Below are 22,422 nucleotides of genomic sequence, written 5' to 3' on the forward strand. Positions count from 1 at the left end.
GGATGAACGATTCCATCGAATTCGTACTGCGCGGCGAGCACGTCGCGCTCTGCGACCTATTGAAACTCGCCGGCATCGCCGACAGTGGCGGGCAGGGGAAGATGCTGATCGTCGATGGCGAGGTGAGCGTCGACGGCCGCCCCGAGTCGCGCAAGACGGCGAAGATCAGGGCGGGCCAGACCGTGACCTGCTTGGGGCGCACGGTCAGGGTCGTCGCGCAGGCCTAGAGGAAGCAGAAGGTGTAGCGGCCGGAATCGAAATCGACGGCCAGGCGCGCCCCGCGATTCAAGGCGTAATCCCACGACCCCTTGGTCGGACATCCCTGGTGGCATTCGCTCACCCCTGCCGGTGACTCGAGATCGCGTTCGCGGTCGTACCAGCTCAACAACATGGCGTCGTCACCGAGCTGCTGCTCGGCGATGGCCGTCGCCAGTTTCAGCGCGGCATTGAAGTCGATCGCCAACTCGGCGCTGTCCAGACGCAGGGTTTTCATGCCGCCGGATCGCGTCACGGTTCGCTGTCGGTCAAGGCTTTCAATGCGTAAAGCATGTCGAGTGCGGCCTTGGGCGTGAGCGTGTCGGGGTCGAGTTCGCGCAGCTGGTCGAGCGCCGGGTGCGGCGGGGCTTCGTCCCTGGGCAGGTGAGCGGCGAACAGGTCGCCTTGCGGGCCCGGCTGCAATTGCGCGTCTTCGAGTTCGCGCAAACGGCGCCGCGCCGCGTGGATGACGGGGCCCGGCACGCCGGCAAGCCGTGCGACCTGGATGCCGTAACTCTGCGAGGCCGGGCCGTCCTCGACGGCGTGGAGGAAAACCAGGTCCGCGCCGTGTTCCTTGGCGTCGAGATGAACATTGGCGAGTTGGCGGTATTCCTGCGCGAGCTGGGTCAATTCGAAATAATGCGTCGCGAACAGCGTGAACGCGCGGGTCGCACTGACGAGATGACGCGCGACGGCCCACGCGAGGGCGAGGCCGTCGAAGGTCGAGGTGCCGCGGCCGATTTCGTCGAGCAGCACGAGGCTGTCGGCGGTCGCGCTGTGCAGAATGTTCGCCGTCTCGGTCATCTCGACCATGAAGGTCGAACGCCCGCCCGCCAGGTCGTCCGACGCGCCGATGCGGGTGAAGATCTGGTCGATGGCACCGATCCTGGCCGAAGCTGCCGGTACCCACAAGCCGCAGCACGCCATGAGCGTGATCAGCGCGACCTGACGCATGTAGGTCGACTTGCCGCCCATGTTGGGCCCCGTGATCAGGAGCATCTGGCGCGTGCGATTGAGGACGACGTCGTTGGGAATGAAATGCTCGACCTGTGCTTCAACGACCGGATGCCGCCCGCCGCGGATCACGATGCACGGGTCGTCGCTGAACTCGGGCGCGCAGAGCCTGAGCGTACTCGCGCGTTCCGCCTGGCTGGCCAGCACGTCGATTTCGGCGAGGGCGGACGCGATCGACAGCAGGTTGGGGACGTGCGGGATCAGCGTGTCGAGCAAGGCCTCGAACAAGGCCTTCTCCCGCGCCAACGCGCGCTCCTGCGCCGACAAGGCCTTGTCCTCGAAGGCCTTGAGCTCGGGCGTCAGATAGCGTTCGACGTTCTTGAGCGTCTGCCGGCGGCGATAGTCGTCCGGCACCCGCTCGGCCTGTGCCCGCCCGACTTCGATGTAGAAGCCGTGCACCTTGTTGTACTCGACCTTGAGTGTCGCGATGCCCGAGCGCGCACGTTCGCGGGTCTCGAGTTCGAGCAGGAAGGCGCCGGCATCGCGCGTCAAGGCCCGCAGTTCGTCCAGTTCGGCGTCGTAGCCGTCGGCGATCACGCCACCCTCGCGCAGCACGCTGGCGGGCTCGGGCTGGATCGCGCGGACCAGCAGCGCGTGCACGTCGGGTGTGGCGGCGACCGCGTCGCGCAAGGCGGCGAGGCGTGCACCATCGGTGGGCAACGCCGCGGCGAGTTCGGGGAGCAGGGCGAGCGTGTCGCGCAGGCCGGAGAGATCGCGCGGCCGTGCGTTCTTCAGCGCGATACGGCCGCCGATGCGTTCGACGTCGGCGCAGCGTTTGAGCAGATCGGCGAGGCGGGCGGCGCTGTCCGGCGCGGCGGCGAGCACGCCGATCGCGTCACGACGGGCGGCGACGGCGGCGCGGTCGCGCAAGGGGTGGTGCAGCCAGTGACGAAGCAGGCGCGTTCCCATTCCGCTGCAGGTGGTATCGAGCACCGAGCGCAAGGTCGGCGCCGCGTCGCCGCGCAACGTCTCGGTCAGTTCGAGGTTGCGCCGCGTCGCCGCGTCGAGCAGCACAAAGTCGCTGTCGCGCTCGGCGCGGATCGACAGAAGGTGGGGCAGGGCGGTGCGCTGCGTCGTCTCGATGTAGCCCAGCAGCGCGCCGGCGGCGGCAATGGCGCAGTGCATTTCGGCCACGCCGAAGCCTTGGAGATCGCAGCTGCCGAACTGTCGCGCGAGGCGCTTGCTTGCCCCGTCCGCATCGAACTGCCAAGCATCGAGCCGGCGCACGGGACAGTCGGCAGCGAGGTCGAGGTGCTCGTGCGCAAGGATCTCGGCCGGCCGCACGCGCGCGAGCAGGGCGGGCAGCGCAGTGCGGTCGAGTTCGGTGACCTGGAAACGGCCGGCAGCGAGGTTGAGCCAGGCCACGCCCAGCACGTCGCCGGCGACGGCGATCGCCATGATCAGCGCGTCGCGCGTCTCGTCGAGAAGCCCCGCGTCGGTCAGCGTGCCGGGGGTGACGACGCGGCTGACGCGGCGCTCGACCGGGCCTTTCGATGCCGCCGGGTCGCCGACCTGTTCCGCGATCACGACCGATTCACCGAGCTTGAGCAGGCGCGCCAGGTATTGCTCGGCGCTGTGGTAGGGCACGCCGGCCATCTTGATCGGGCTGCCGGCCGAAGCGCCGCGCGTCGTGAGCGTGATGTTGAGCAGCCGCGCGGCCTTCTCCGCGTCCTCGAAGAACAGCTCGTAGAAATCGCCCATGCGATAGAACAGCAGCATGTCGGGATGCTGTGCCTTGATGCCGAGATACTGCTGCATCATCGGCGTGTGGGCCGCGGGCGCGATCGACATGGGGAGACGCGAATTCAGACCTTGAGTTCGGGCGGCAGATGCGGCGCGATCAGTTGCAGCATCTGCGCGAAGACTTTCGGGCTCGCGGCGACGATATTGCCGGACTCGAGGAAGCCTTCGTCACCGACCAGGTTGCCGACGAGCGCGCCCGATTCCTGGGCGATCAGGCTGCCGGCCGCGAGATCCCAGGGCTTGAGACGGATTTCCCAGAACCCGTCGTAACGGCCGCAGGCGACGTAGGCAAGATCAAGTGCGGCCGAACCGGGCCGACGCAACCCGGAGGTCGCGCGCATCATCTCGCGGAACATGTTGATGTAGGCCTCGGCGTAGCTGAACTCGCAGTAGGGAAAGCCGGTGCCGATCAGGCACTCGGAGAGTTTGCTGCGCTTGCTCGCACGGATCCGCCGGTCGTTGAGCATCGCACCGCGGCCGCGGCTCGCGGTGAAGAGTTCGTTGCGCGAGGGATCGAACACGACGGCCTGGGTGATCTGGCCCTTGTGCTTCAGCGCGATCGACACGGAATACTGCGGCAGGCCATGCAGGAAGTTGGTCGTGCCGTCGAGCGGATCGATGATCCACTGGTAGTCTTCGCCGTTCTTGGCGTCGGTGCTGCCAGACTCCTCTGCTAGAATCCCGTGGTTCGGATAGGCGTCGAGCAGCGTTTCGATGATGGCGCGTTCGGCCATCTGGTCGACTTCGCTGACGTAATCGCGGTCCTGCTTGCTCCGTACGGTGAGTTGGTCGAGGTCGAGCGAGGCGCGATTGATGATCGCCCCCGCCTTGCGTGCGGCTTTCACCGCCGTATTGAGCATGGGATGCATGATGTCTGGCAATGGATTCAAAGAACGAGCGCGCCATTTTACTTGATGACATCGAGCGATCCTAAACTTCTCGCCGACATTCGCGTGGTGCTCGCGCGCACGAGTCACCCAGGCAACATCGGCGCCGCGGCACGCGCGATGAAGACGATGGGATTGTCGCAACTGGTTCTGGTTGATCCCGCGGTATTTCCCAACAGCCAGGCCGACGCGATGGCCTCGGGCGCCGTCGACGTGCTTGCCGGCGCACGCGTTTGCCCGACCCTGACCGAAGCCCTCGCCGACACCACGCTCGCGCTCGGCGTCTCGGCGCGCCGACGCGACATCGTCGCCGAGGTGCTGAATCCCGCGGAGGCAGCGCTTCGGCTGCTCGGCGAGGCGCAGCGCGCGCCCGTCGCGCTGGTGTTCGGCAACGAGACCAGCGGACTGTCGAACGAGGAGCTGAGTCTGTGCCAAGGGCTCGTGACGATCCCGGCCAACCCCGACTACAGTTCCCTCAACCTCGCCGCAGCGGTCCAGGTGCTGAGCTACGAGATCCGCCAGGCCTGGCTCGACCGTCCGTCCTGGCCGGCGCCCGAGATCGACGCCGCGAGCGGAGACGAAGTCGAGAAGTTCTACGGCCATCTCGAGGCCGCGCTCGCCGACCTCGAATTCCTCAATCCCGGCTCGCCGGGCAAGCTCATGCTCAAGCTCCGGCGCCTGTTCGCACGCACCCGCCTGGCGAAGGAGGAAGTCAACATCCTGCGCGGCATCCTCAGCGCGGCGCAGGACGCCAAGCGGGCCGCGCGCCGCAGCGGAACCGTCGGGCATAATAGTTGACTAAAATACTCGGAAATAGCATCCTCATCGCATGAGCCTGTTCAGCCAACTGAAGGAAGACATCGCGGTCGTCTTCGACCGCGATCCCGCGGCGCGCTCGACCTTCGAGGTGGTGACGACCTATCCCGGCTTTCATGCCGTTTTGATCCATCGCCTCGCGCACCGCCTGTGGCGCATGCAGTGGAAGTGGCTCGCGCGATTCACCTCGCACCTCGGCCGCTGGCTCACGGGCATCGAAATCCACCCCGGGGCGACGATCGGGCGGCGCGTCTTCATCGACCACGGGATGGGCGTGGTCGTCGGCGAGACCGCGGAAATCGGCGACGACTGCACCCTCTACCACGGCGTGACGCTCGGCGGCACGTCCTGGAACAAGGGCAAGCGCCATCCGACCCTGATGAACGGGGTGGTCGTCGGCGCCGGCGCCAAGATCCTCGGCCCGATCACCGTCGGGGCCAACGCGCGGGTGGGGTCGAATGCGGTCGTGGTCAAGGACGTGCCGGAGGATGCGACCGCCGTCGGCATCCCCGCGCGGATCCTCGACAGCGCGGCGGAAAAGCAGCGCAACCGGCAAGCCGAAAAGCTCGGCTTCTCGGCGTACGCGATTTCGGCGGACATGAACGACCCGGTGGTCAAGGCGATCCACGGGCTGATCGATCATTCGGCGCATATCGACCACCGGCTCGACCTGATTCTGGCCCAGCTCCAAAAGCTCGGCGTGGAGATGCCGGCGGGGCAGGACAAGCCCGACGATTTCGACGCGAACTATTTGAACAAAATAGTTGACTAAATTGCTAAGGTAAGGAATAGTTGACTGAAATGCTCGGGAATTTTATAGTTCGAGCGAAATTTCAGGAGAAAGAGACATGAGGTTGACGACCAAAGGTCGCTTTGCCGTCACGGCCATGCTGGATCTGGCCCTGCGCGGTGGCAAGAATCCGGTGACGCTGGCCGGTATCAGCGAGCGCCAGGACATTTCCCTGTCGTATCTGGAGCAGCTCTTCAGCCGGCTGCGCCGCCATGCGCTGGTGGAAAGCGTGCGCGGACCCGGCGGCGGCTACTATCTGGCGAAACCCCTGGCCGACGTCAGCGTCGCCGACATCATCCGCGCGGTCGACGAGCCGATCGATGCGACCCAGTGCGGCGGCAAGGAAAACTGCCACGACGAGCATCGCTGTCTGACGCACGACCTGTGGGTGGGCCTCAACTCCCACATCTACGACTATCTCGACAACGTCACGCTCGCCTCGCTGGTCGCCAAGCAGGACGAGTGCAAGGAAAAGGTATTGCAGGATCGTCGCGCGTCGAAAATGACGCTCGCGGTTTGAAACGATAGATTAAGGTCAAACGATGAAAACGATTTACTTCGACTATTCCGCCACCACTCCGGTCGATCCGCGCGTCGCCGACAAGATGATCCCGTACCTGACCGAGCACTTCGGCAATCCGGCGTCGCGCTCGCATCCATTCGGCTGGGAAGCCGAGGCTGCCGTCGAGGCGGCGCGCGGCCATATCGCGGCGCTGGTGGGCGCGGACCCGAAGGAAATCGTGTTCACCTCGGGCGCCACCGAGTCTAACAACCTCGCCATCAAGGGCGCCGGCCATTTCTACTCGGGCACCAAGGGCAAGCACATCATCACCGTCCGCACCGAGCACAAGGCCGTGCTCGACACCGTGCGCGAGATGGAGCGCCAGGGTTTCGAGGCGACTTATCTCAACGTCAAGGAAAACGGCCTGCTCGACCTCGACGAGTTTCGCGCCGCGATCCGTCCCGACACGGTGCTGGCGTCGGTGATGGCGGTCAACAACGAGATCGGCGTGATCCAGGATATCGACGCGCTCGGCAAGATCTGCCGCGAGAAGGGCGTGGTGTTCCACGTCGACGCGGCGCAGGCGACCGGCAAAATGCCGATCGACCTGAAGACGCTGCCGGTCGATCTGATGTCGTTCTCGGCGCACAAGACCTACGGCCCCAAGGGCATCGGCGCCCTGTACGTGCGCCGCAAGCCGCGCATCCGCCTCGAGGCCCAGATGCACGGCGGCGGGCACGAGCGCGGCATGCGTTCGGGCACGCTCGCGACGCACCAGATCGTCGGCATGGGTGAAGCCTTCCGCATCGCCCGCGAGGAAATGGCGACCGAGAACGAGCGTATCCGCATGCTCCGCGACCGCCTCTATGCGGGCCTCAAGGATATCGAGGAAGTGCACCTGAACGGCGACCTCGATCGCCGCGTGCCGCACAACCTCAACGTCAGCTTCAACTTCGTCGAGGGCGAGTCGCTGATCATGGCGATCAAGGACCTGGCTGTCTCGTCGGGTTCGGCCTGCACCTCGGCGAGCCTCGAGCCGTCCTACGTGTTGCGCGCGCTCGGCCGCAGCGACGAGCTCGCGCACAGCTCGATCCGCTTCTCGATCGGCCGCTTCACGACCGAGCAGGAAGTGGACTACGCGATCAAGCTCCTGCACGAGAAGATCGGCAAGCTGCGCGAACTGTCCCCGCTGTGGGAAATGTTCAAGGAAGGCATCGATCTCAATACTGTGCAGTGGGCGGCACACTGATTTTTTGGGGGTCGGGATTCAGGGATCAGGATTCAGAGGAGGTGCGGTCGGTGGCCGCACCAAGTTAGAAAGCGCGAAGCACCGCGCCCGACCCCTGGCCCTGAATCCTGACCCCTGCACTGAAAGGAGCAAGAAATGTCATACAGCGACAAGGTACTCGACCACTACGAAAACCCGCGCAACGTCGGCGCTTTCAACAAGGAAGACGAAGGCGTCGGGACCGGCATGGTCGGCGCGCCCGCGTGCGGCGACGTCATGAAGCTGCAGATCAAGGTCGGCAAGGACGGCTTGATCGAAGACGCGAAGTTCAAGACCTACGGCTGCGGATCGGCGATCGCCTCGTCGTCGCTCGTGACCGAGTGGGTCAAGGGCAAGACGCTCGATCAGGCGATGGAAATCAAGAACACGGCGATCGCGGAAGAACTCGCGCTGCCGCCGGTGAAGATCCACTGCTCGATTCTCGCCGAAGACGCGATCAAGGCGGCTGTCGCCGACTACAAGCAGAAGAAGGGTCTGGAGTAAGCCATGGCCGTCACATTGTCCGAGCGCGCAGCGCAACACGTTACCAACTTCCTCGCCAAACGCGGCAAGGGCGTGGGCATCCGTCTCGGCGTGCGCACCAGTGGCTGCTCCGGCATGGCCTACAAACTGGAATTCGCCGACGAGACGCCCGAGGGCGACGAGGTCTTCACCAGCCACGGCGTCACCGTCTTCGTCGATCCGAAGAGTCTGCCCTACATCGACGGGACCGAGCTCGACTACACGCGCGAAGGCCTGAACGAGGGGTTCAAGTTCAACAACCCCAACGTCAAGGACGCGTGCGGCTGCGGCGAGTCGTTCAACGTTTAAGGGATCAGGGGTCGGGGTTCGGGGGTCAGGGTTCTTGTGCGGCCCATGGCCGCGCCTTTCGGAATGCGCAGCACAAGGCCCCCTGAATCGTGATCCCTGAATCCTGATCCCTGAAAATGAATTTCACCCGCAACCATTTCGAACTGTTCGGTCTGCCCACGGCGTATGCACTCGACCGCGACCGCCTCGACGCGGCTTACCGCGAGTTGCAGAATACCGTGCATCCCGACCGTTTCGCCGCCCAGCCCGAAGCCGAACAGCGCGTCGCGATGCAGTGGGCGACGCAGGTGAACGAGGCTTATCGCACCTTGCGCGACCCGGTCAGCCGCGGCGTGTACCTGCTGCGCTTGCAGGGCATCGATGCGCTCGACGCGAGCAATACCAAAATGGCCCCGGCATTCCTGATGCAGCAGATGGAATGGCGCGAGGCGATCGACGCTGCGCGGGTCGACCAGAGCATCGAAGCGCTCGACGCGCTGACCGATGAGTTGCGCAGCGCGCATCGTCGCATCGAGGCCGAACTCGCGAGCCTGATCGACACCGCGAAGGATTTCGCCGCGGCGTCGGAAGCGGTGCGCCAACTGCGGTTCATGGACAAACTCATCGCCGAGCTTGGCGACGTTTACGAAGAATTGGAAGCTTAGGCATGGCCCTGCTGCAGATTTCCGAACCTGGCATGTCGAGCGCGCCGCATCAGCATCGCCTCGCCGTCGGCATCGACCTCGGGACGACCAACACGCTCGTGGCGACGGTGCGCTCGGGCCTTGCCGTCGTGCTCGACGACGAGGCGGGGCGCTCGCTTCTGCCTTCGGTCGTGCGCTACCGTCCCGACGGTGCCATCGACGTCGGCTATCCCGCGCAGGCCGCGCAAAACGTCGATCCGCACAACACCATCGTTTCGGTGAAACGCTTCATGGGCCGCGGCATCGCCGACATCGACGACATCGCCAGTCTGCCGTATCGCTTCGTCGACGCGCCGGGCATGGTGCAGCTCAAGACCGCTGCCGGCGTGAAGAGCCCGGTCGAAATCTCGGCCGAGATCCTGAAACTGATGCGCGAGCGCGCCGAAGCGTCGATGGGCGGCGAACTGGTCGGCGCGGTGATCACGGTGCCGGCCTATTTCGACGACGCTCAGCGCCAGGCGACCAAGGACGCCGCGCAACTCGCCGGCCTCAATGTACTGCGCCTGTTGAACGAACCCACGGCGGCCGCGATCGCCTATGGCCTCGACAATGCGTCCGAAGGCGTCTACGCGGTATACGACCTCGGCGGCGGCACCTTCGATATTTCGATTCTCCGCCTCGCGCGCGGCGTTTTTGAGGTGCTCGCAACGAATGGCGACTCGGCGCTCGGTGGCGACGATTTCGACCAGCGCGTGTTCTGCTGGATGCTCGAGCAGGGCCGTTTTGCCCCGCTCTCCGCGAGCGACGCGCGCCTGCTGCTGACCAAGGCGCGCGACGCCAAGGAGGCCTTGACCGAACACAGCGAGGTCCGCGTCACCGCTGTGCTGTCGACCGGTGAAATGATGGACGCGACGCTGACGCAGCGCGATTTCAACGCCATGACCGCGAGTCTCGTAGCGAAGACGCTCGCGCCCACGCGCAAGGCGCTGCGCGACGCCGGCCTGGCGGCGGACGAGGTCAAGGGCGTCGTCATGGTCGGCGGCTCGACGCGCATGCCGTGCATCCGCCAGGCGGTCGCCGATTTCTTCAAGCAGACGCCGCTCACCAACCTCGACCCCGACAAGGTCGTCGCGCTCGGCGCGGCGATGCAGGCCGACGTGCTGGCAGGCAACCGCGGCGGCGACGACTGGCTGCTGCTCGACGTGATCCCGCTGTCGCTGGGTCTGGAGACCATGGGTGGGCTGACCGAGAAGGTGATTCCGCGCAACACGACGATTCCGACCGCGCGCGCCCAGGATTTCACGACCTTCAAGGATGGCCAGACGGCGATGAGCGTGCACGTGCTGCAGGGCGAGCGTGAACTCGCGGCGAACTGCCGCTCGCTGGCGCGGTTCGAGCTGCGCGGCATCCCGCCGATGGTCGCGGGCGCCGCGCGCATCCGCGTGACCTTCCAGGTCGACGCCGACGGTCTGCTCGCCGTGTCGGCGCGCGAACAGAGCACAGGCGTCGAGGCGAGCATCCAGGTCAAGCCTTCGTACGGGCTCGCCGATGAAGACATCACGCGCATGCTGAAGGACGCGTTCACGCACGCGAAGGACGACATGTACGCGCGTGCGCTCAACGAGCAGATCGTCGAAGCCCAGGGCCTGATTGCCGCGACCCGCGCCGCGCTCGCCGAAGACGGCGCACTGCTGGACGATGCGGAGATGGCGGCGATCGAGGCGGGCATCGCCGGCCTTGAAAAATTGATGGCGGGTCCCGATCATCAGGCGATCAAGCGCGGCATCGAGGCGCTGAACGCCACGACGACCGGCTTCGCCCAGCGTCGCATGGACCGCAACGTGCGACGCGCGATGGCCGGCCAGAAGCTCGAAACCTTCGATTGACGCGGCGTCCCGCCGCAACCTTACCCGCGGTTCGACCGCACGAATAGCGCCCTACGGAAGAATCATGCCCCAACTCATCGTACTGCCCCACGTCGAACTCTGCCCCGAAGGCATCGTGATCGAGGCCAAAAGCGGCGAAACGATCTGTGATACGCTGCTTGCGAACGGCGTCGAGATCGAGCACGCCTGCGAAAAATCGTGCGCCTGCACGACCTGCCACGTCGTCGTCCGCGAAGGTTTCAATTCCCTGGCGCCCTCGAGCGAGGACGAGGACGACCTGCTCGACAAGGCATGGGGACTCGAACCGCAGTCGCGGCTGTCTTGCCAGGCGCGCATCGCGAACGAAGATCTCGTAATCGAAATTCCGAAATACACCATCAACATGGTGAAAGAAGGGCATTGAACATGAAGTGGACTGACACGCTGGACATTGCGATCGAACTCGCCGAAGCCCACCCGGAAATCGACCCGCGCACGATCCGCTTCACCGATCTGCACACTTGGGTCATGGAACTCCCGGATTTCGACGACGACCCCAACCACTCGGGCGAGAAAATTCTCGAGGCGATCCAGATGGCGTGGATCGACGAGGTCAGCTGAGCGTTCGGCCGATCGACACGGTGAACAGAAATGAAAAACGGGGCGCGGGCCCCGTTTTTCATTTGCCGAACGCGTTTCAGAATTTGAAGACGACGCCAGCGGTAAGGAGATCGATATCGGCTTCGCCCGTGCTGTCCGGGTCGCCGACTTCGAAGTAGCGTTCCCATTCGACGCGCAGGCCGACCGATTTGGTGAGGTTGTATTGCGCGCCGAGACCCAGCGACCACGAGACGTCGGTGTCGCCCTCGTTGCCCCGCGCGCCTGCAACCGCGCCCTCGACTTCGGTATTCAGGATGTTCATGCCGCCGCGGCCGAGCAGCGTGAACTTCGGGCCGAGCGCGTAGGAACCGACGAGCTGCAGGATCATGCCGTGGGTGCCGCGGGTGCCGGTCGGCGCGCTGTACTCGACTTCGCCGAGTTCGACATAGCCGACTTCCATCGAGATGAATTCGTTGACTTCGAGACCGCCGTAGATTTTCCAGGCGGTATCGGCGTCGTCGCAGGTACCCGTGATGCAGGAATCGGTCGTCGATTCGCCGGCACTCGCGCCGACGTACGGGGCGAGCGTGAAATCGAAGAAACCGGCGGTTGCCGGCGCCGACATGGCCATGGCCGATGCCAGCGCAGCGGAGACAAGCAGCTTGCGCATAGTGACACTCCTCCAAAAATTATTGTGATGTTGAAAACGCGCTTGCTCCCGCACCGCGGACGGCGCAGGCAAGCCCTCGGCAGATTACGGGATTTCGCCCGTTTCCGGTAGCGGAGCGTCTTATCTTACGGCCGCGCTGCGCCGCTTCCGACTGCGCGAAGAGCCAGTTTTGTCTATCTTGAGAACGGGTGCGCGCTTGCACCGGCCCCCGCTTTCCCGTCTGCCGCAGGAACCGAATGGAAGAAAATGACCCGCTCTGGTACAAGGACGCAATTGTCTACGAACTGCACGTCAAGGCGTTCTTCGACGCCAACGGCGATGGCGCGGGCGACTTCCGGGGCCTGATCAGCAAGCTCGACTATCTCCAGGAACTCGGCGTCAACGCGCTCTGGCTGTTGCCGTTCTACCCGTCTCCGGGCCGCGACGACGGCTACGACATCTCGGATTACCACAACCTCCACCCCTCGTTCGGCGACATGGCCGACTTCCGCAGGTTCATCCGCGAAGCGCACCAGCGCGGACTGCGTGTCATCACCGAGCTCGTCGTCAACCACACCTCCGACCAGCATCCGTGGTTCCAGGCGGCGCGGCGCGCGCCGCCTGGTTCGGTCAAGCGCAACTATTACGTGTGGAGCGATACCGACACGCGCTTCAGCGAAACGCGCATCATCTTTTCGGATACCGAGAAATCGAACTGGGCGTGGGATGAAGTCGCGCAGGCCTACTACTGGCATCGCTTCTTCTCCCACCAGCCCGATCTCAACTTCAACAACCCGCACGTCTTCAAGGCCATCATGCGCACGATGCGCTTCTGGTTCGATGCGGGCGTCGATGGCATGCGGCTCGACGCCGTTCCCTACCTGTGCGAGCGCGACGGCACGAGCAACGAAAATCTGCCCGAGACGCACGCGGTCATCCGAAGGATGCGCGCCGAACTCGACGCGCGCTACAGCAACCGCATGTTCCTCGCCGAAGCCAACCAGTGGCCCGAGGACGTGCGCGAGTATTTCGGCAACGGCGACGAGTGCCACATGGCCTACCACTTCCCGCTGATGCCGCGCATGTACATGGCGATCGCGCAGGAGGATCGCCACCCGATCGTCGAAATCATGGAACAGACACCGGACATCCCCGACCTTTGCCAGTGGGCCGTGTTTCTGCGCAACCATGACGAACTGACGCTCGAGATGGTGACCGACCGCGAACGCGACTATCTCTATCAGGCCTACGCGAGCGACCCGCAGGCCCGCCTCAATCTCGGCATCCGCCGCCGCCTGGCGCCCTTGCTCGACAACGACCGCCACCGCATCGAGTTGATGAATCTGCTGCTGATGACGATGCCGGGCTCGCCGATCGTCTATTACGGCGACGAGATCGGCATGGGCGACAACCTCCTGCTCGGCGACCGCAACGGCGTGCGCACGCCGATGCAATGGGACGGCGGCCCCAACGGCGGATTCTCGTCCGCGCCGACCGAGCGTCTGTTCCTGCCGCCGATCACCGATCCGGTCTACGGCTACGGCGCGGTAAACGTCGAGGCGCAGCAGCGCAATCCCTCGTCGCTGCTGAACTGGACCCGGCGGCTGATCGCAATGCGCAAGGCGCACCGCGCGCTCGGTCGCGGCACGCTGCGCTTCCTGCGGCCTGGCAACCGCAAGGTGCTCGCCTATCTCCGCGAATACGAGGGCGAGACGATTCTGTGCGTGGCCAACGTCGCGCGTGCGCCGCAGGCCGTCGAACTCGATCTCTCGCCCTTCAAGGGACACGTGCCGGTCGAACTGATGGGGCGCAGCAGCTTCCCGCCGATCGGCGAGTTGCCCTATCTGCTGACGCTCGGCGGATACGGCTGTTTCGTGTTCCGGCTCGCGACCGACGTCGAGGCGCCGGCCTGGCACGAAGAAAGGCCGGTGCCGCCCGATCTGCCCGTGCTCGTTTTGGTCGACGCGGGCTGGCGCACGCTCTTCGCGCGGACCGACGAAGGCGTGAACCAGCTCATGGTGCGGCGTGCACGCGAGCAGCTCGAGCGCCAGATCATTCCGCGCTACTTCCGGACGCAGCCGTGGTTCGTCTACAGCGAGGCCGCGCTCGAGAAATTCGAGTTCGGGACCTTGCGCGAGTGGGGGACCGACAGCGGAACCTGGCTGCTCGCGACCGTCACCGTCACGCTCCTCGACGGCAGCATTTATCACTACGCGCTGCCGCTGGGCCTCGCCTGGGAAGACGAAGACGAAGGCCGCGTCGCCGCCCTGCTGCACGTGACGCTCGCCAAGGTGCGGCGGCTGGCGCGGGTCGGCATCCTGTTCGACGCCTTCTGGGACGACGGCTTCTGTTGCGCGATCGTCTCCGCCATGGAGCGCGGCGAGACGCTTGCCTACGGCGACGGCCACCTGACGTTCCGCACGGCCAGCGCCTACCCCGGATTCTTCTGTCCGCTTGTCACGTCGTCGATCACCCGTACGGTCTCCGAACACGGGCGTCTGCGCGTGAATCTCAACGACCAGCTGGTCCTGAAAAGCTATCCGCGACAAATGCAGGGCACGCATCCCGAGCTCGAGATGTCCCGGTTCCTCACCGAGACCGCGAAGTTTGCGCACATCCCGCAACTCGGCGGCACGGTCGAATACGTCGCGAGCAGCGGCAGGCACTCCACGCTCGCGATCCTCGAGCGCTATGCGCCCAACCAGGGCGACGCCTGGGCCTACACGCTCAACTACCTCGAACGTTTTCTCGATCTCAGCCGCACGACGGGCGAGCAGGCGCCCGACGGCCGGCACGGTCGCTACATGGGGCTGATGAAGACGCTCGGCGAGCGCACGGCCGAGTTCCATCGCGCGCTCGCGACCCCGGATCGCTCGGGCGACTTCGGCAGCGAGCCGATCGCGCCGCCGGATATTCTGGAGTGGGTCAACAAGGTACGGCACGAGATGGGCGTGATGTACGAGCTGCTCGAACGTGCCTTGCCGGCTTTGCCGGAGCCCGTGGCCGTCGCCGCGCAGCAGCTTTTTCTCGTTCGCCCCAAGCTCTACCGGCGCGTCATCCGCGCCTCGCGCGTGCGTGTCGACGCGAGCAAGACGCGCTGCCACGGAAACTATCACCTCGGTCAGGTCTGGCTCGTGCAAAACGATTTCCTGATCGCGAATTACGGCGGCATACCCGGCCGCAGCTGGGAAGAACGCCGCGCAAAGCACGCGCCGCTGCGCGACGTCGCTAGCATGCTGCTTTCGCTGTCGCAGGCGGGCGCGGCCGCGCTCGCGCGTGTCGCCGGCGACTCCGTCGATGTGATGGCGGCCCTGCAGCCCCATGTCGACGCATGGGAGCTGGCGGCGCGCAAGGCGTTCTACCGCGGTTACCGCAAGGGCATGGACGGTCATGCCGCGTACCCGACGGACGCGACCGCGGCCGAGGCCTTGCTGACTTTGTTCCTGGCTGAAAAAGCGATTGCGGAGCTGACCGAGGCGCTCGAACGCCGCGCCGTCGGCAGCGCTGCTGCAATGCGTCGGCTGGTTCAGGTGACACGCCGTTGATCGAAGGAGACATTTTGGCGAACGCTCGACACCACGAAATGCCGTTCGGCACCCGGATCACGCCCGAGGGCGTGCGATTTCGCCTGTGGGCGCCGGGATGCGAGCGGGTGATGCTGCACATCGAGGAGGGGGCGGCAGTGGGGCGGATGATGATGCCGAGCGGCGACGGCTGGTTCGAGCTCCTAGTCGATGGGGCAGGTGCGGGAACGCCTTATCGCTTCGAGGTGAACGACGGCCTGCGCGTCCCCGACCCGGCCTCGCGTTTCAATCCCGACGACGTGCACGGAGCGAGCGTCGTCGTCGACCCGACCGCCTTCGCCTGGCGTGACACGGCGTGGAAGGGGCGGCCCTGGGAAGAAGCAGTCGTGTACGAACTGCACGTCGGGACCTTCTCGCCGTCTGGCACCTTCGCCGGCGTGATCGAGCGGCTCGACTACCTCGTCGACCTCGGTGTCACGGCGATCGAGCTGATGCCGGTCGCGGACTTTCCGGGTGTGCACAACTGGGGTTACGACGGCGTCCTGCTGTTTGCGCCGGACAGCCGCTACGGCACGCCCGACGACCTCAAGGCGCTCGTCCAGTCCGCGCACGACAAGGGGCTGATGGTGTTGCTCGACGTCGTCTACAACCATTTCGGCCCCGAGGGGAATTACCTGCATGTGTACGCGCGCAAGTTCTTCAGCGAGCGCCACCACACGCTGTGGGGCGCCGCGATCAACTTCGACGGCTCCGGCAGCCGTACCGTGCGTGATTTCTTCATCCACAACGCGCTCTACTGGCTGCAGGAATACCACTTCGACGGCCTGCGCCTCGACGCGGTGCACGCGATCATCGACGATTCGGCGCGCCACATCCTCACCGAGCTTGCCGAGCGCGTGCACGCAGAGATCGGCAGCGAGCGTGCCGTGCATCTGATCCTCGAGAACGATGCCAACGAAGCGCACCACCTTGGACAAGGTGGCTACACGGCGCAATGGAACGACGACATCCATCACGCGCTGCACGTGCTCGCGACCGGGGAAGCCGACGGCTATTACGGCGACTACGCCGATGCGCCGCTCGTCCACCTCGGCCGCTGCCTGACCGAGGGCTTCGCCTACCAGGGCCAGGCGTCGGCCTACCACGAGGGCGAATCGCGGGGCGAGCCGAGCGGCCATCTCCCGCTGCAGGCTTTCGTCGCCTTCGTGCAAAACCACGATCAGGTGGGGAACCGCGCCTTCGGCGAGCGCCTGACGCAACTCGCTCCGGAATCCGCGCTGCGCGCGGTCGCCGCCGTCCTGCTGCTCGCGCCGTCGGTGCCCATGCTGTTCATGGGCGAGGAGTTCGGCGCGCGGACGCCGTTCCAGTTCTTCTGCGACTTCGGCGGCGAACTGCGGGACGCGGTGACGCAGGGACGGCGGCGGGAGTTCCGCAAGTTCGCGCGCTTTGCCGACCCCGCCGCGCAAGCCGCGATACCCGACCCGAACCGGCCCGAGACGTTTCTCGCGTCGCGGCTCGACTGGTCGGAGGCGGGCGCCGGCGCGCTCGACCAATACCGCGGCCTGCTGAAGCTGAGGCGTGAAACGATCGTCCCGCGCCTGCGCCTGATCGAGCCCGGCTCGGCCGCATTCGAGGTCGTCGCGGGCGTCCTGCGCGTGCGCTGGGGCTTGCACGACGGCGCCTCCCTGCAACTCACGGCCCATCTGTCGCAAGAGCCGCTCGGCGAGGTCGCGCTCGAAGGCGAGGTCATTTTCGCCACCTCCGATGCGGCGGCGGCCGGCGTTCTCGGTCCCTGGTCGGTCGTATGGACGCTCGCGGCCGCGGAGACCCAGGCATGAGCACGCTGCTCGATCAGGCCTGCGAACGCTGCGGGATACTGCCGGAGTACTACGACATATGGGGTGGGGCGCATCCGACCAGCGAGGCGGCGAAGCGCGCCTTGCTCGAGGCGATGGGTGTCCCCGCGGCGAGCGACGCGGATCTCGCGCGCTCGCTCGACGAACTCGAGCGGCGCGAGTGGTCGCGCGCGCTGCCGCCCGTGGTCGTCGTTCGCGAGCCTGAACGCCCGTATCGCGTGCCGCTCGTCGTCGCGGAGGCGGACTTGGGAGCCGGCAGGCGCTGGAAGCTGCGCCAGGAGTCGGGGGGCGAGATCGCTGGCGAGTTTTCCCCGGCCGCACTCGAAGAGGTGGCGCGTGTCACGTTCGATGGCGTCGCCTACACGCGGCGGACGCTCGTACTCGCGATCGAACCCGGCCTGGGATATCACCGCTTCGTGGTCGAGCGCGCGGATGGGGGCGGCGAGGCCTGCGAGATGTCATTCATCGTCGCGCCGCCGGCCTGTTACCAGCCGCCGGCGATTCACGGCGACGGGCGCGCCTGGGGCATCGCCGCGCAGCTCTATGGCGTGCGATCCGAACGCAACTGGGGCATCGGCGACTTCGGCGACCTGCGGCACATGCTCGAATTCTGCGCAGACAGCGGTGCGGGCTCGGTGCTGCTCAATCCGTTGCATGCGATGTTTCCGGACGCGCCCGAGCACGCGAGCCCCTACAGTCCGTCCAATCGCGCGTATTTCAACACGCTGTATCTCGACGTCGAGGAGATCACCGATTTCGGCGAGTGCGAGGCGGTGCGCGCGGTCGTCCACGCGCCGCATTTTCAGGCGCGGCTGCGTGCCCTGCGCGCTGCCGATCAAGTCGACTACCGCGGCGTCGCCGACGCCAAGGCCGAGGTGCTGCGCGAGCTCTACGCGCATTTCCGCGCCGAGCACCTGGCGCGCGAGAGTGCGCGAGGGCGGGAATTCCGGGCGTTCCAGGCGGCCCACGGCAACAGCCTGCGCAGTCAGGCCCTGTTCGAGGCGCTGCAGACCCATTTCCGCAACGAGGATGGCGCAGTCTGGGGCTGGCCGGTGTGGCCGGAGGCCTACCGCACGCGCGAAGCGCCCGAGGTCTCCGCGTTCGGCGAGGCCAACCTCGAGCAGGTCGAGTATTTCGAATACCTGCAATGGCAGGCGTCGCTGCAGTTGCGGGCTGCCGGTACGCGGTCGTGGGAGCTCGGGCTCGGCGTCGGCGTGATGCTCGACCTCGCGATCGGCGTCGCCGAGGGCGGGGCGGCCACCTGGATGTGCCGCGACCTCTACGCGTTCGGCGCGAGCGCGGGCGCGCCGCCCGATGAATTCAACCGGCTGGGGCAGGACTGGGGCCTGCCGCCGTGGATTCCGCACCGGCTCAAGGCGCGCGCCTACGAGCCTTTCATCGAACTGATCCGCGCCAACATGCGCGATTCAGGCGCGCTGCGGCTCGACCACGTGATGGGGCTCTTCCGCCTGTTCTGGGTGGCGCGCGGGCTGCCGATCAGCCAAGGCGCCTACGTCGCCTATCCGTTTCGCGACCTGCTCGGCATCCTCGCGCTCGAGAGTCAGCGCAACCGCTGTCTCGTCGTCGGCGAGGACCTCGGCACCGTGCCGGAGGAAGTGCGGGCCGTGCTGCAGCCGATGGAAGTCCTCTCGACCCGGCTGCTCTATTTCGAGCGCCAGGAAAACGGCCGGCTCGCGCCGCCCGGTTCCTATCCGGCGAACGCGGTCGCCGCGGTTACGACCCACGACCTGCCGACGCTTGCCGGCTACTGGCGCGGACTCGATATCGACCTGCGCGAACAGCTGCGTCTCTTTCCCGACGCCGAGGTGCGCAACCAGCAGGTCATCGCGCGTTCGGAAGATCGCGCCCAGCTGCTCGTCGCGCTCGAAGGCGAGCAGGTGTTGCCGCCCGGCGGCGTCCAGCCGGTGGCCTTTCCCGAGTTGACGACCGAACTCGCGGTCGCGGTCTACACCTACCTCGGGCGCGCGCCGTCGAAGCTGCTGCTGCTGCAACTCGAAGACGGCTTCGGGGTGCACGAGCAGCCCAACCTGCCTGGCACCGTGTCGCCGACTTATCCGTGCTGGCGACTCAAGATTCCCATCAACCTCGAGGAGTGGCGCAGCAGCGAACCCTTGCAGGGCATCATGCAGGCGCTGCGCCAGGAGCGGCCGGTGACCCAGGTCGCGGGGCCGGCCGGGGCCGGGATGGAGGAGGGCGTACGTCTGTGGATCCCGCGGGCGACCTATCGGCTGCAGCTGAATCGCGATTTCAAGCTGCCGCAGGCAATGGCGCTGCTGCCGTATCTCGACGCGCTCGGCATCAGCCACTGTTACCTCTCGCCGATCCTCAAGGCGCGGCCCGGCAGCCGCCACGGCTACGACATCACCGACCACAGCAGCCTGAACCCCGAGATCGCGAGCGCCGAGGACTTCGAGCAGTTCGTCGCCGAAATCAAGCGCCGCGGCATGGGGCAGATCATGGATCTGGTGCCTAACCACATGGGCATCAACGGCGCGGACAACGCGTGGTGGCTCGACGTGCTGGAGAACGGGCCGGCCTCGCGCTACGCCACCTACTTCGACATCGACTGGTATTCGAACACGGCCGACATGTCGGGGCGCGTCCTGCTGCCCGTGCTCGGCGAGCATTACGGCGCGGTACTCGACAAGGGCGAACTCAAGCTCGTGTTCGACCCCGAGGACGGCGCGTTCAGCGTCTTCTACTACGAGCATCGCTTTCCGGTCGACCCACGCGAATACCCGCGCATTCTCGGACACGGGCTCGAGCGGCTGCAGGCGCGGCTCGGCGCGGAGGACATCGTGCTGCTCGAGTTCCAGGCGCTGGTCACGACCTTCGGCCACCTGCCGGCGCGCGACCGCGTCACGCCCGAAGCCGTCGCCGAGCGCAGCCGCGACAAGGAAGTGCACAAGCATCGCCTGGCCGCGCTCTATGCCGGCAGTGCCGACGTCGCGCGCTTCATCGACGAGAATCTCGCGGAATTCAACGGCATCGGGCAGGCCGGCGCGAACTTCGACCTGCTGCACGAACTGCTGCAGAGCCAGGCCTACCGCCTCGCGTTCTGGCGCGTCGCCGCAGACGAGATCAACTACCGCCGCTTCTTCGACATCAACGATCTGGCGGCACTGCGCATGGACAACCCCGAGGTGTTCGAGGCGACGCATCGCCTGCTGCACGAGCTGCTCGGGCGCGGCTACATCAACGGCCTGCGTATCGACCACCCGGACGGCCTCTACGCGCCAAAGGCCTACTTCGAACGCCTGCAGGCCATGGCCGCGACGCTGATGCCGAAAGTCGGCAACGGCCATGCCGAGAGCACGCCGCGCCCGCTTTACCTCATCGTCGAGAAGATTCTCGCGGTGCACGAGCACCTTCCGGAATCGTGGGCGGTTCACGGCACGACGGGCTACGACTTTGCGGCGGCATGCACCGGGCTCTTTGTCGACGCCAGTGCCGCGGACGCGTTCACGCGCACCTACCAGGGCTTCATTCGCGCACGCCCCGCTTACGAAGAAATGGTCCGCGCGAACAAGCATCTGATCATGCAGACCTCGCTCGCGGGCGAGCTGCAGGTGCTCGCGACCCAGCTCACGCGGCTGGCGAAGGAGGACCGCTGCACCTGCGATTTCACGCTCAACAGCCTGCGCAGCGCGATCGCCGAGATCGTCGCGAGTTTCCCCGTTTACCGGACCTACGTCACGCCGGGCGAGACGTCGGCCGACGATGTGCGCTACGTCGATTGGGCAGTCGGCGTCGCCAAGAAACGCAGCCGCGCCGATCCGAGCATTTTCGATTTCGTGCGCGACGCGATGCTCGGGCGCCTCGGCCGGGTCGATCGCGACGACTACCGCGAGGCGGTCGCCGCGTTCGCGATGAAGTTCCAGCAATACAGCAGCCCGGTGACGGCCAAGGCGGTCGAGGATACGACCTTCTATCAGTACAACCGGCTCGTGGCGCTCAACGAGGTCGGCGCCGAGCCACAGCGCTTCGGCGTCTCGCTCGCGGCCTTCCATCGCGAGAACCAGGAACGATCCCGGCGCTGGCCGCATGCGATGCTCGCGAGTTCGACGCACGATACCAAGCGCTCGGAAGACGTGCGGGCGCGGCTGTGCGTGCTGTCGGAAGTCCCCGAACTGTGGCATCAGGCCTTGTCGCGCTGGAGCAACCTCAACCGCAGCAAACGGCGCCGGCTCGGCGAATCGCGCGTGCCGAGCCGCAACGACGAATACCTGCTATACCAGACCCTGCTCGGCATCTGGCCGTTCGATGCGCCCGACGCCGACACGCTCGCCAGCCTGGCGGCGCGCCTGCGGACCTACATGCTGAAGGCCGTGCGCGAGGGCAAGACCCACAGCTCGTGGATCAGCCCCGACACGGCGTACGAAGACGCGGTCGGCGACTTCGTCAGCGCGCTGCTGTCGGCGGACGCAGGCAACCTGTTCCTGCGCGACTTCGCGCCCTTCCAGGCCGGCGTCGCGCGTGCCGGCGCGTTCAACAGCCTGTCGCAACTGCTGCTCAAGCTCGCCTCGCCGGGCGTGCCCGACGTTTATCAGGGGTGCGAGATGTGGGATTTCAGTCTGGTCGACCCCGACAACCGGCGACCGGTCGACTACGCACGGCGCCAGCGTGCGCTGCAGGCGGTCAGGACGATGCACGCGGAACAGGGCGCGGCCGCCTGCACGGAAGCCTTGCTCGCGCGCCTGCAGGACGGCGAGATCAAGCTTTATCTCGTCTGGCGGCTGCTCGCATTTCGGCGTGCGTACGAAGCCCTGTTCCGCGAGGGCGACTATGTCCCGCTCAAGGTCCACGGTGCGCGCGCCGAGCAGATTTGTGCCTTCTCCCGTCAGGCGGGAGGCGACGCGCTGGTGCTCGTGGTTCCGCGGCTCATCGCACGCCTGGTGTGGGAGAGCGACGCGCTGCTGGTCGGTGAAGCGGTGTGGGGAGACACCTGGATCGAACTGCCGCCGGAGCGGGTGCGTCCGGGTTGGGTCGACGTGCTGACCGAACGCGGCGTCGATACGCGTGGCTTCGGTGATTCGACCGGATTGTCGGTCGCGGAGACGCTGGCGACAGTTCCGTTTGCCGTCCTGCACGCCGCGCCTGCCTAGAGGACTCGCTGCGGCCGGCGATTACCGCGCTGAACCGGCGCATTTGCGCCACGTCTACTATAAATAGGACCGGA

The 22,422-nt window shown here is 66.1% G+C and carries 18 protein-coding genes; 14 read left to right on the forward strand and 4 right to left on the reverse strand.

Annotated features, from left to right (window positions below; genetic code table 11):
* Window positions 1-2: 2 nt before the first annotated feature.
* Window positions 3-227, forward strand: a complete 225-nt coding sequence (locus TBD_RS05825) for an RNA-binding S4 domain-containing protein (protein ID WP_011311669.1) — start codon at window positions 3-5, stop codon at window positions 225-227.
* Here the strand turns inward: TBD_RS05825 and TBD_RS05830 are convergent.
* Genes TBD_RS05830 through TBD_RS05840 form a run of 3 tightly spaced genes read right to left on the reverse strand, consistent with a single transcriptional unit; the run spans window position 224 to window position 3,881 of the window.
* Window positions 224-493, reverse strand: coding sequence for an AF1514 family protein (locus TBD_RS05830; RefSeq protein ID WP_011311670.1), 270 nt, complete (start codon window positions 491-493; stop codon window positions 224-226). The genes TBD_RS05825 and TBD_RS05830 overlap by 4 nt on opposite strands.
* A 14-nt stretch (window positions 494-507) precedes the next feature.
* Window positions 508-3,060 carry a DNA mismatch repair protein MutS gene (gene mutS, locus TBD_RS05835; RefSeq protein WP_011311671.1) on the reverse strand — a complete coding sequence of 851 codons (2,553 nt, stop codon included), beginning with the start codon at window positions 3,058-3,060 and terminating at the stop codon, window positions 508-510.
* 14 nt (window positions 3,061-3,074) lie between these two features.
* Window positions 3,075-3,881 (reverse strand): inositol monophosphatase family protein, encoded by an 807-nt coding sequence (locus TBD_RS05840; RefSeq protein ID WP_011311672.1) that lies wholly within the window; start codon window positions 3,879-3,881, stop codon window positions 3,075-3,077.
* A gap of 45 nt (window positions 3,882-3,926) precedes the next feature.
* On the opposite strand from TBD_RS05840, the gene TBD_RS05845 reads away from it, so the two are divergent.
* From TBD_RS05845 to iscX, 10 genes are all read left to right on the forward strand, one after another.
* The gene (locus TBD_RS05845; RefSeq protein WP_011311673.1) at window positions 3,927-4,697 is read left to right on the forward strand and encodes an RNA methyltransferase; all 771 of its coding nucleotides are present in this window, start codon (window positions 3,927-3,929) and stop codon (window positions 4,695-4,697) included.
* 31 nt (window positions 4,698-4,728) lie between these two features.
* A complete protein-coding gene (cysE, locus tag TBD_RS05850; protein WP_011311674.1) occupies window positions 4,729-5,487 on the forward strand; it encodes a serine O-acetyltransferase in 759 nt (252 codons plus the stop codon).
* Window positions 5,488-5,563: 76 nt separating this feature from the next.
* The gene (gene iscR / locus TBD_RS05855; protein ID WP_011311675.1) at window positions 5,564-6,025 is read left to right on the forward strand and encodes a Fe-S cluster assembly transcriptional regulator IscR; all 462 of its coding nucleotides are present in this window, start codon (window positions 5,564-5,566) and stop codon (window positions 6,023-6,025) included.
* A 22-nt stretch (window positions 6,026-6,047) separates the two neighbouring features.
* Window positions 6,048-7,256 carry an IscS subfamily cysteine desulfurase gene (locus TBD_RS05860; RefSeq protein ID WP_011311676.1) on the forward strand — a complete coding sequence of 403 codons (1,209 nt, stop codon included), beginning with the start codon at window positions 6,048-6,050 and terminating at the stop codon, window positions 7,254-7,256.
* 135 nt (window positions 7,257-7,391) lie between these two features.
* Window positions 7,392-7,778 carry a Fe-S cluster assembly scaffold IscU gene (gene iscU, locus TBD_RS05865; RefSeq protein WP_011311677.1) on the forward strand — a complete coding sequence of 129 codons (387 nt, stop codon included), beginning with the start codon at window positions 7,392-7,394 and terminating at the stop codon, window positions 7,776-7,778.
* 3 nt (window positions 7,779-7,781) lie between these two features.
* Window positions 7,782-8,105, forward strand: a complete 324-nt coding sequence (iscA, locus tag TBD_RS05870) for an iron-sulfur cluster assembly protein IscA (protein ID WP_011311678.1) — start codon at window positions 7,782-7,784, stop codon at window positions 8,103-8,105.
* Window positions 8,106-8,221: 116 nt separating this feature from the next.
* Window positions 8,222-8,749 carry a Fe-S protein assembly co-chaperone HscB gene (hscB, locus tag TBD_RS05875; protein ID WP_011311679.1) on the forward strand — a complete coding sequence of 176 codons (528 nt, stop codon included), beginning with the start codon at window positions 8,222-8,224 and terminating at the stop codon, window positions 8,747-8,749.
* A 2-nt stretch (window positions 8,750-8,751) separates the two neighbouring features.
* Entirely contained in the window at window positions 8,752-10,614 is a 1,863-nt protein-coding gene (gene hscA / locus TBD_RS05880) for a Fe-S protein assembly chaperone HscA (protein ID WP_011311680.1), read from the forward strand.
* A 64-nt stretch (window positions 10,615-10,678) separates the two neighbouring features.
* Window positions 10,679-11,017, forward strand: a complete 339-nt coding sequence (fdx, locus tag TBD_RS05885) for an ISC system 2Fe-2S type ferredoxin (RefSeq protein ID WP_011311681.1) — start codon at window positions 10,679-10,681, stop codon at window positions 11,015-11,017.
* A 2-nt stretch (window positions 11,018-11,019) separates the two neighbouring features.
* Window positions 11,020-11,214, forward strand: a complete 195-nt coding sequence (iscX, locus tag TBD_RS05890) for a Fe-S cluster assembly protein IscX (protein WP_011311682.1) — start codon at window positions 11,020-11,022, stop codon at window positions 11,212-11,214.
* Between the two features lie 76 nt (window positions 11,215-11,290).
* On the opposite strand, the gene TBD_RS05895 is transcribed toward iscX, so the two are convergent.
* Window positions 11,291-11,863, reverse strand: a complete 573-nt coding sequence (locus tag TBD_RS05895) for an outer membrane beta-barrel protein (RefSeq protein ID WP_011311683.1) — start codon at window positions 11,861-11,863, stop codon at window positions 11,291-11,293.
* Between the two features lie 236 nt (window positions 11,864-12,099).
* Here TBD_RS05895 and treS point away from each other — a divergent pair, with 236 nt between their 5' ends.
* Genes treS through TBD_RS05910 form a run of 3 tightly spaced genes read left to right on the forward strand, consistent with a single transcriptional unit; the run spans window position 12,100 to window position 22,348 of the window.
* Entirely contained in the window at window positions 12,100-15,387 is a 3,288-nt protein-coding gene (gene treS, locus TBD_RS05900) for a maltose alpha-D-glucosyltransferase (RefSeq protein WP_011311684.1), read from the forward strand.
* A 14-nt stretch (window positions 15,388-15,401) separates the two neighbouring features.
* The gene (gene treZ / locus TBD_RS05905; RefSeq protein WP_238376502.1) at window positions 15,402-17,204 is read left to right on the forward strand and encodes a malto-oligosyltrehalose trehalohydrolase; all 1,803 of its coding nucleotides are present in this window, start codon (window positions 15,402-15,404) and stop codon (window positions 17,202-17,204) included.
* Window positions 17,201-22,348, forward strand: a complete 5,148-nt coding sequence (locus tag TBD_RS05910) for a malto-oligosyltrehalose synthase (protein ID WP_011311686.1) — start codon at window positions 17,201-17,203, stop codon at window positions 22,346-22,348. The genes treZ and TBD_RS05910 overlap by 4 nt, the downstream gene beginning before the upstream one ends.
* Window positions 22,349-22,422: the final 74 nt, after the last annotated feature.

Origin of the sequence: Thiobacillus denitrificans ATCC 25259 (genome assembly GCF_000012745.1) — a bacterium.
GTDB lineage: Bacteria > Pseudomonadota > Gammaproteobacteria > Burkholderiales > Thiobacillaceae > Thiobacillus > Thiobacillus denitrificans_B.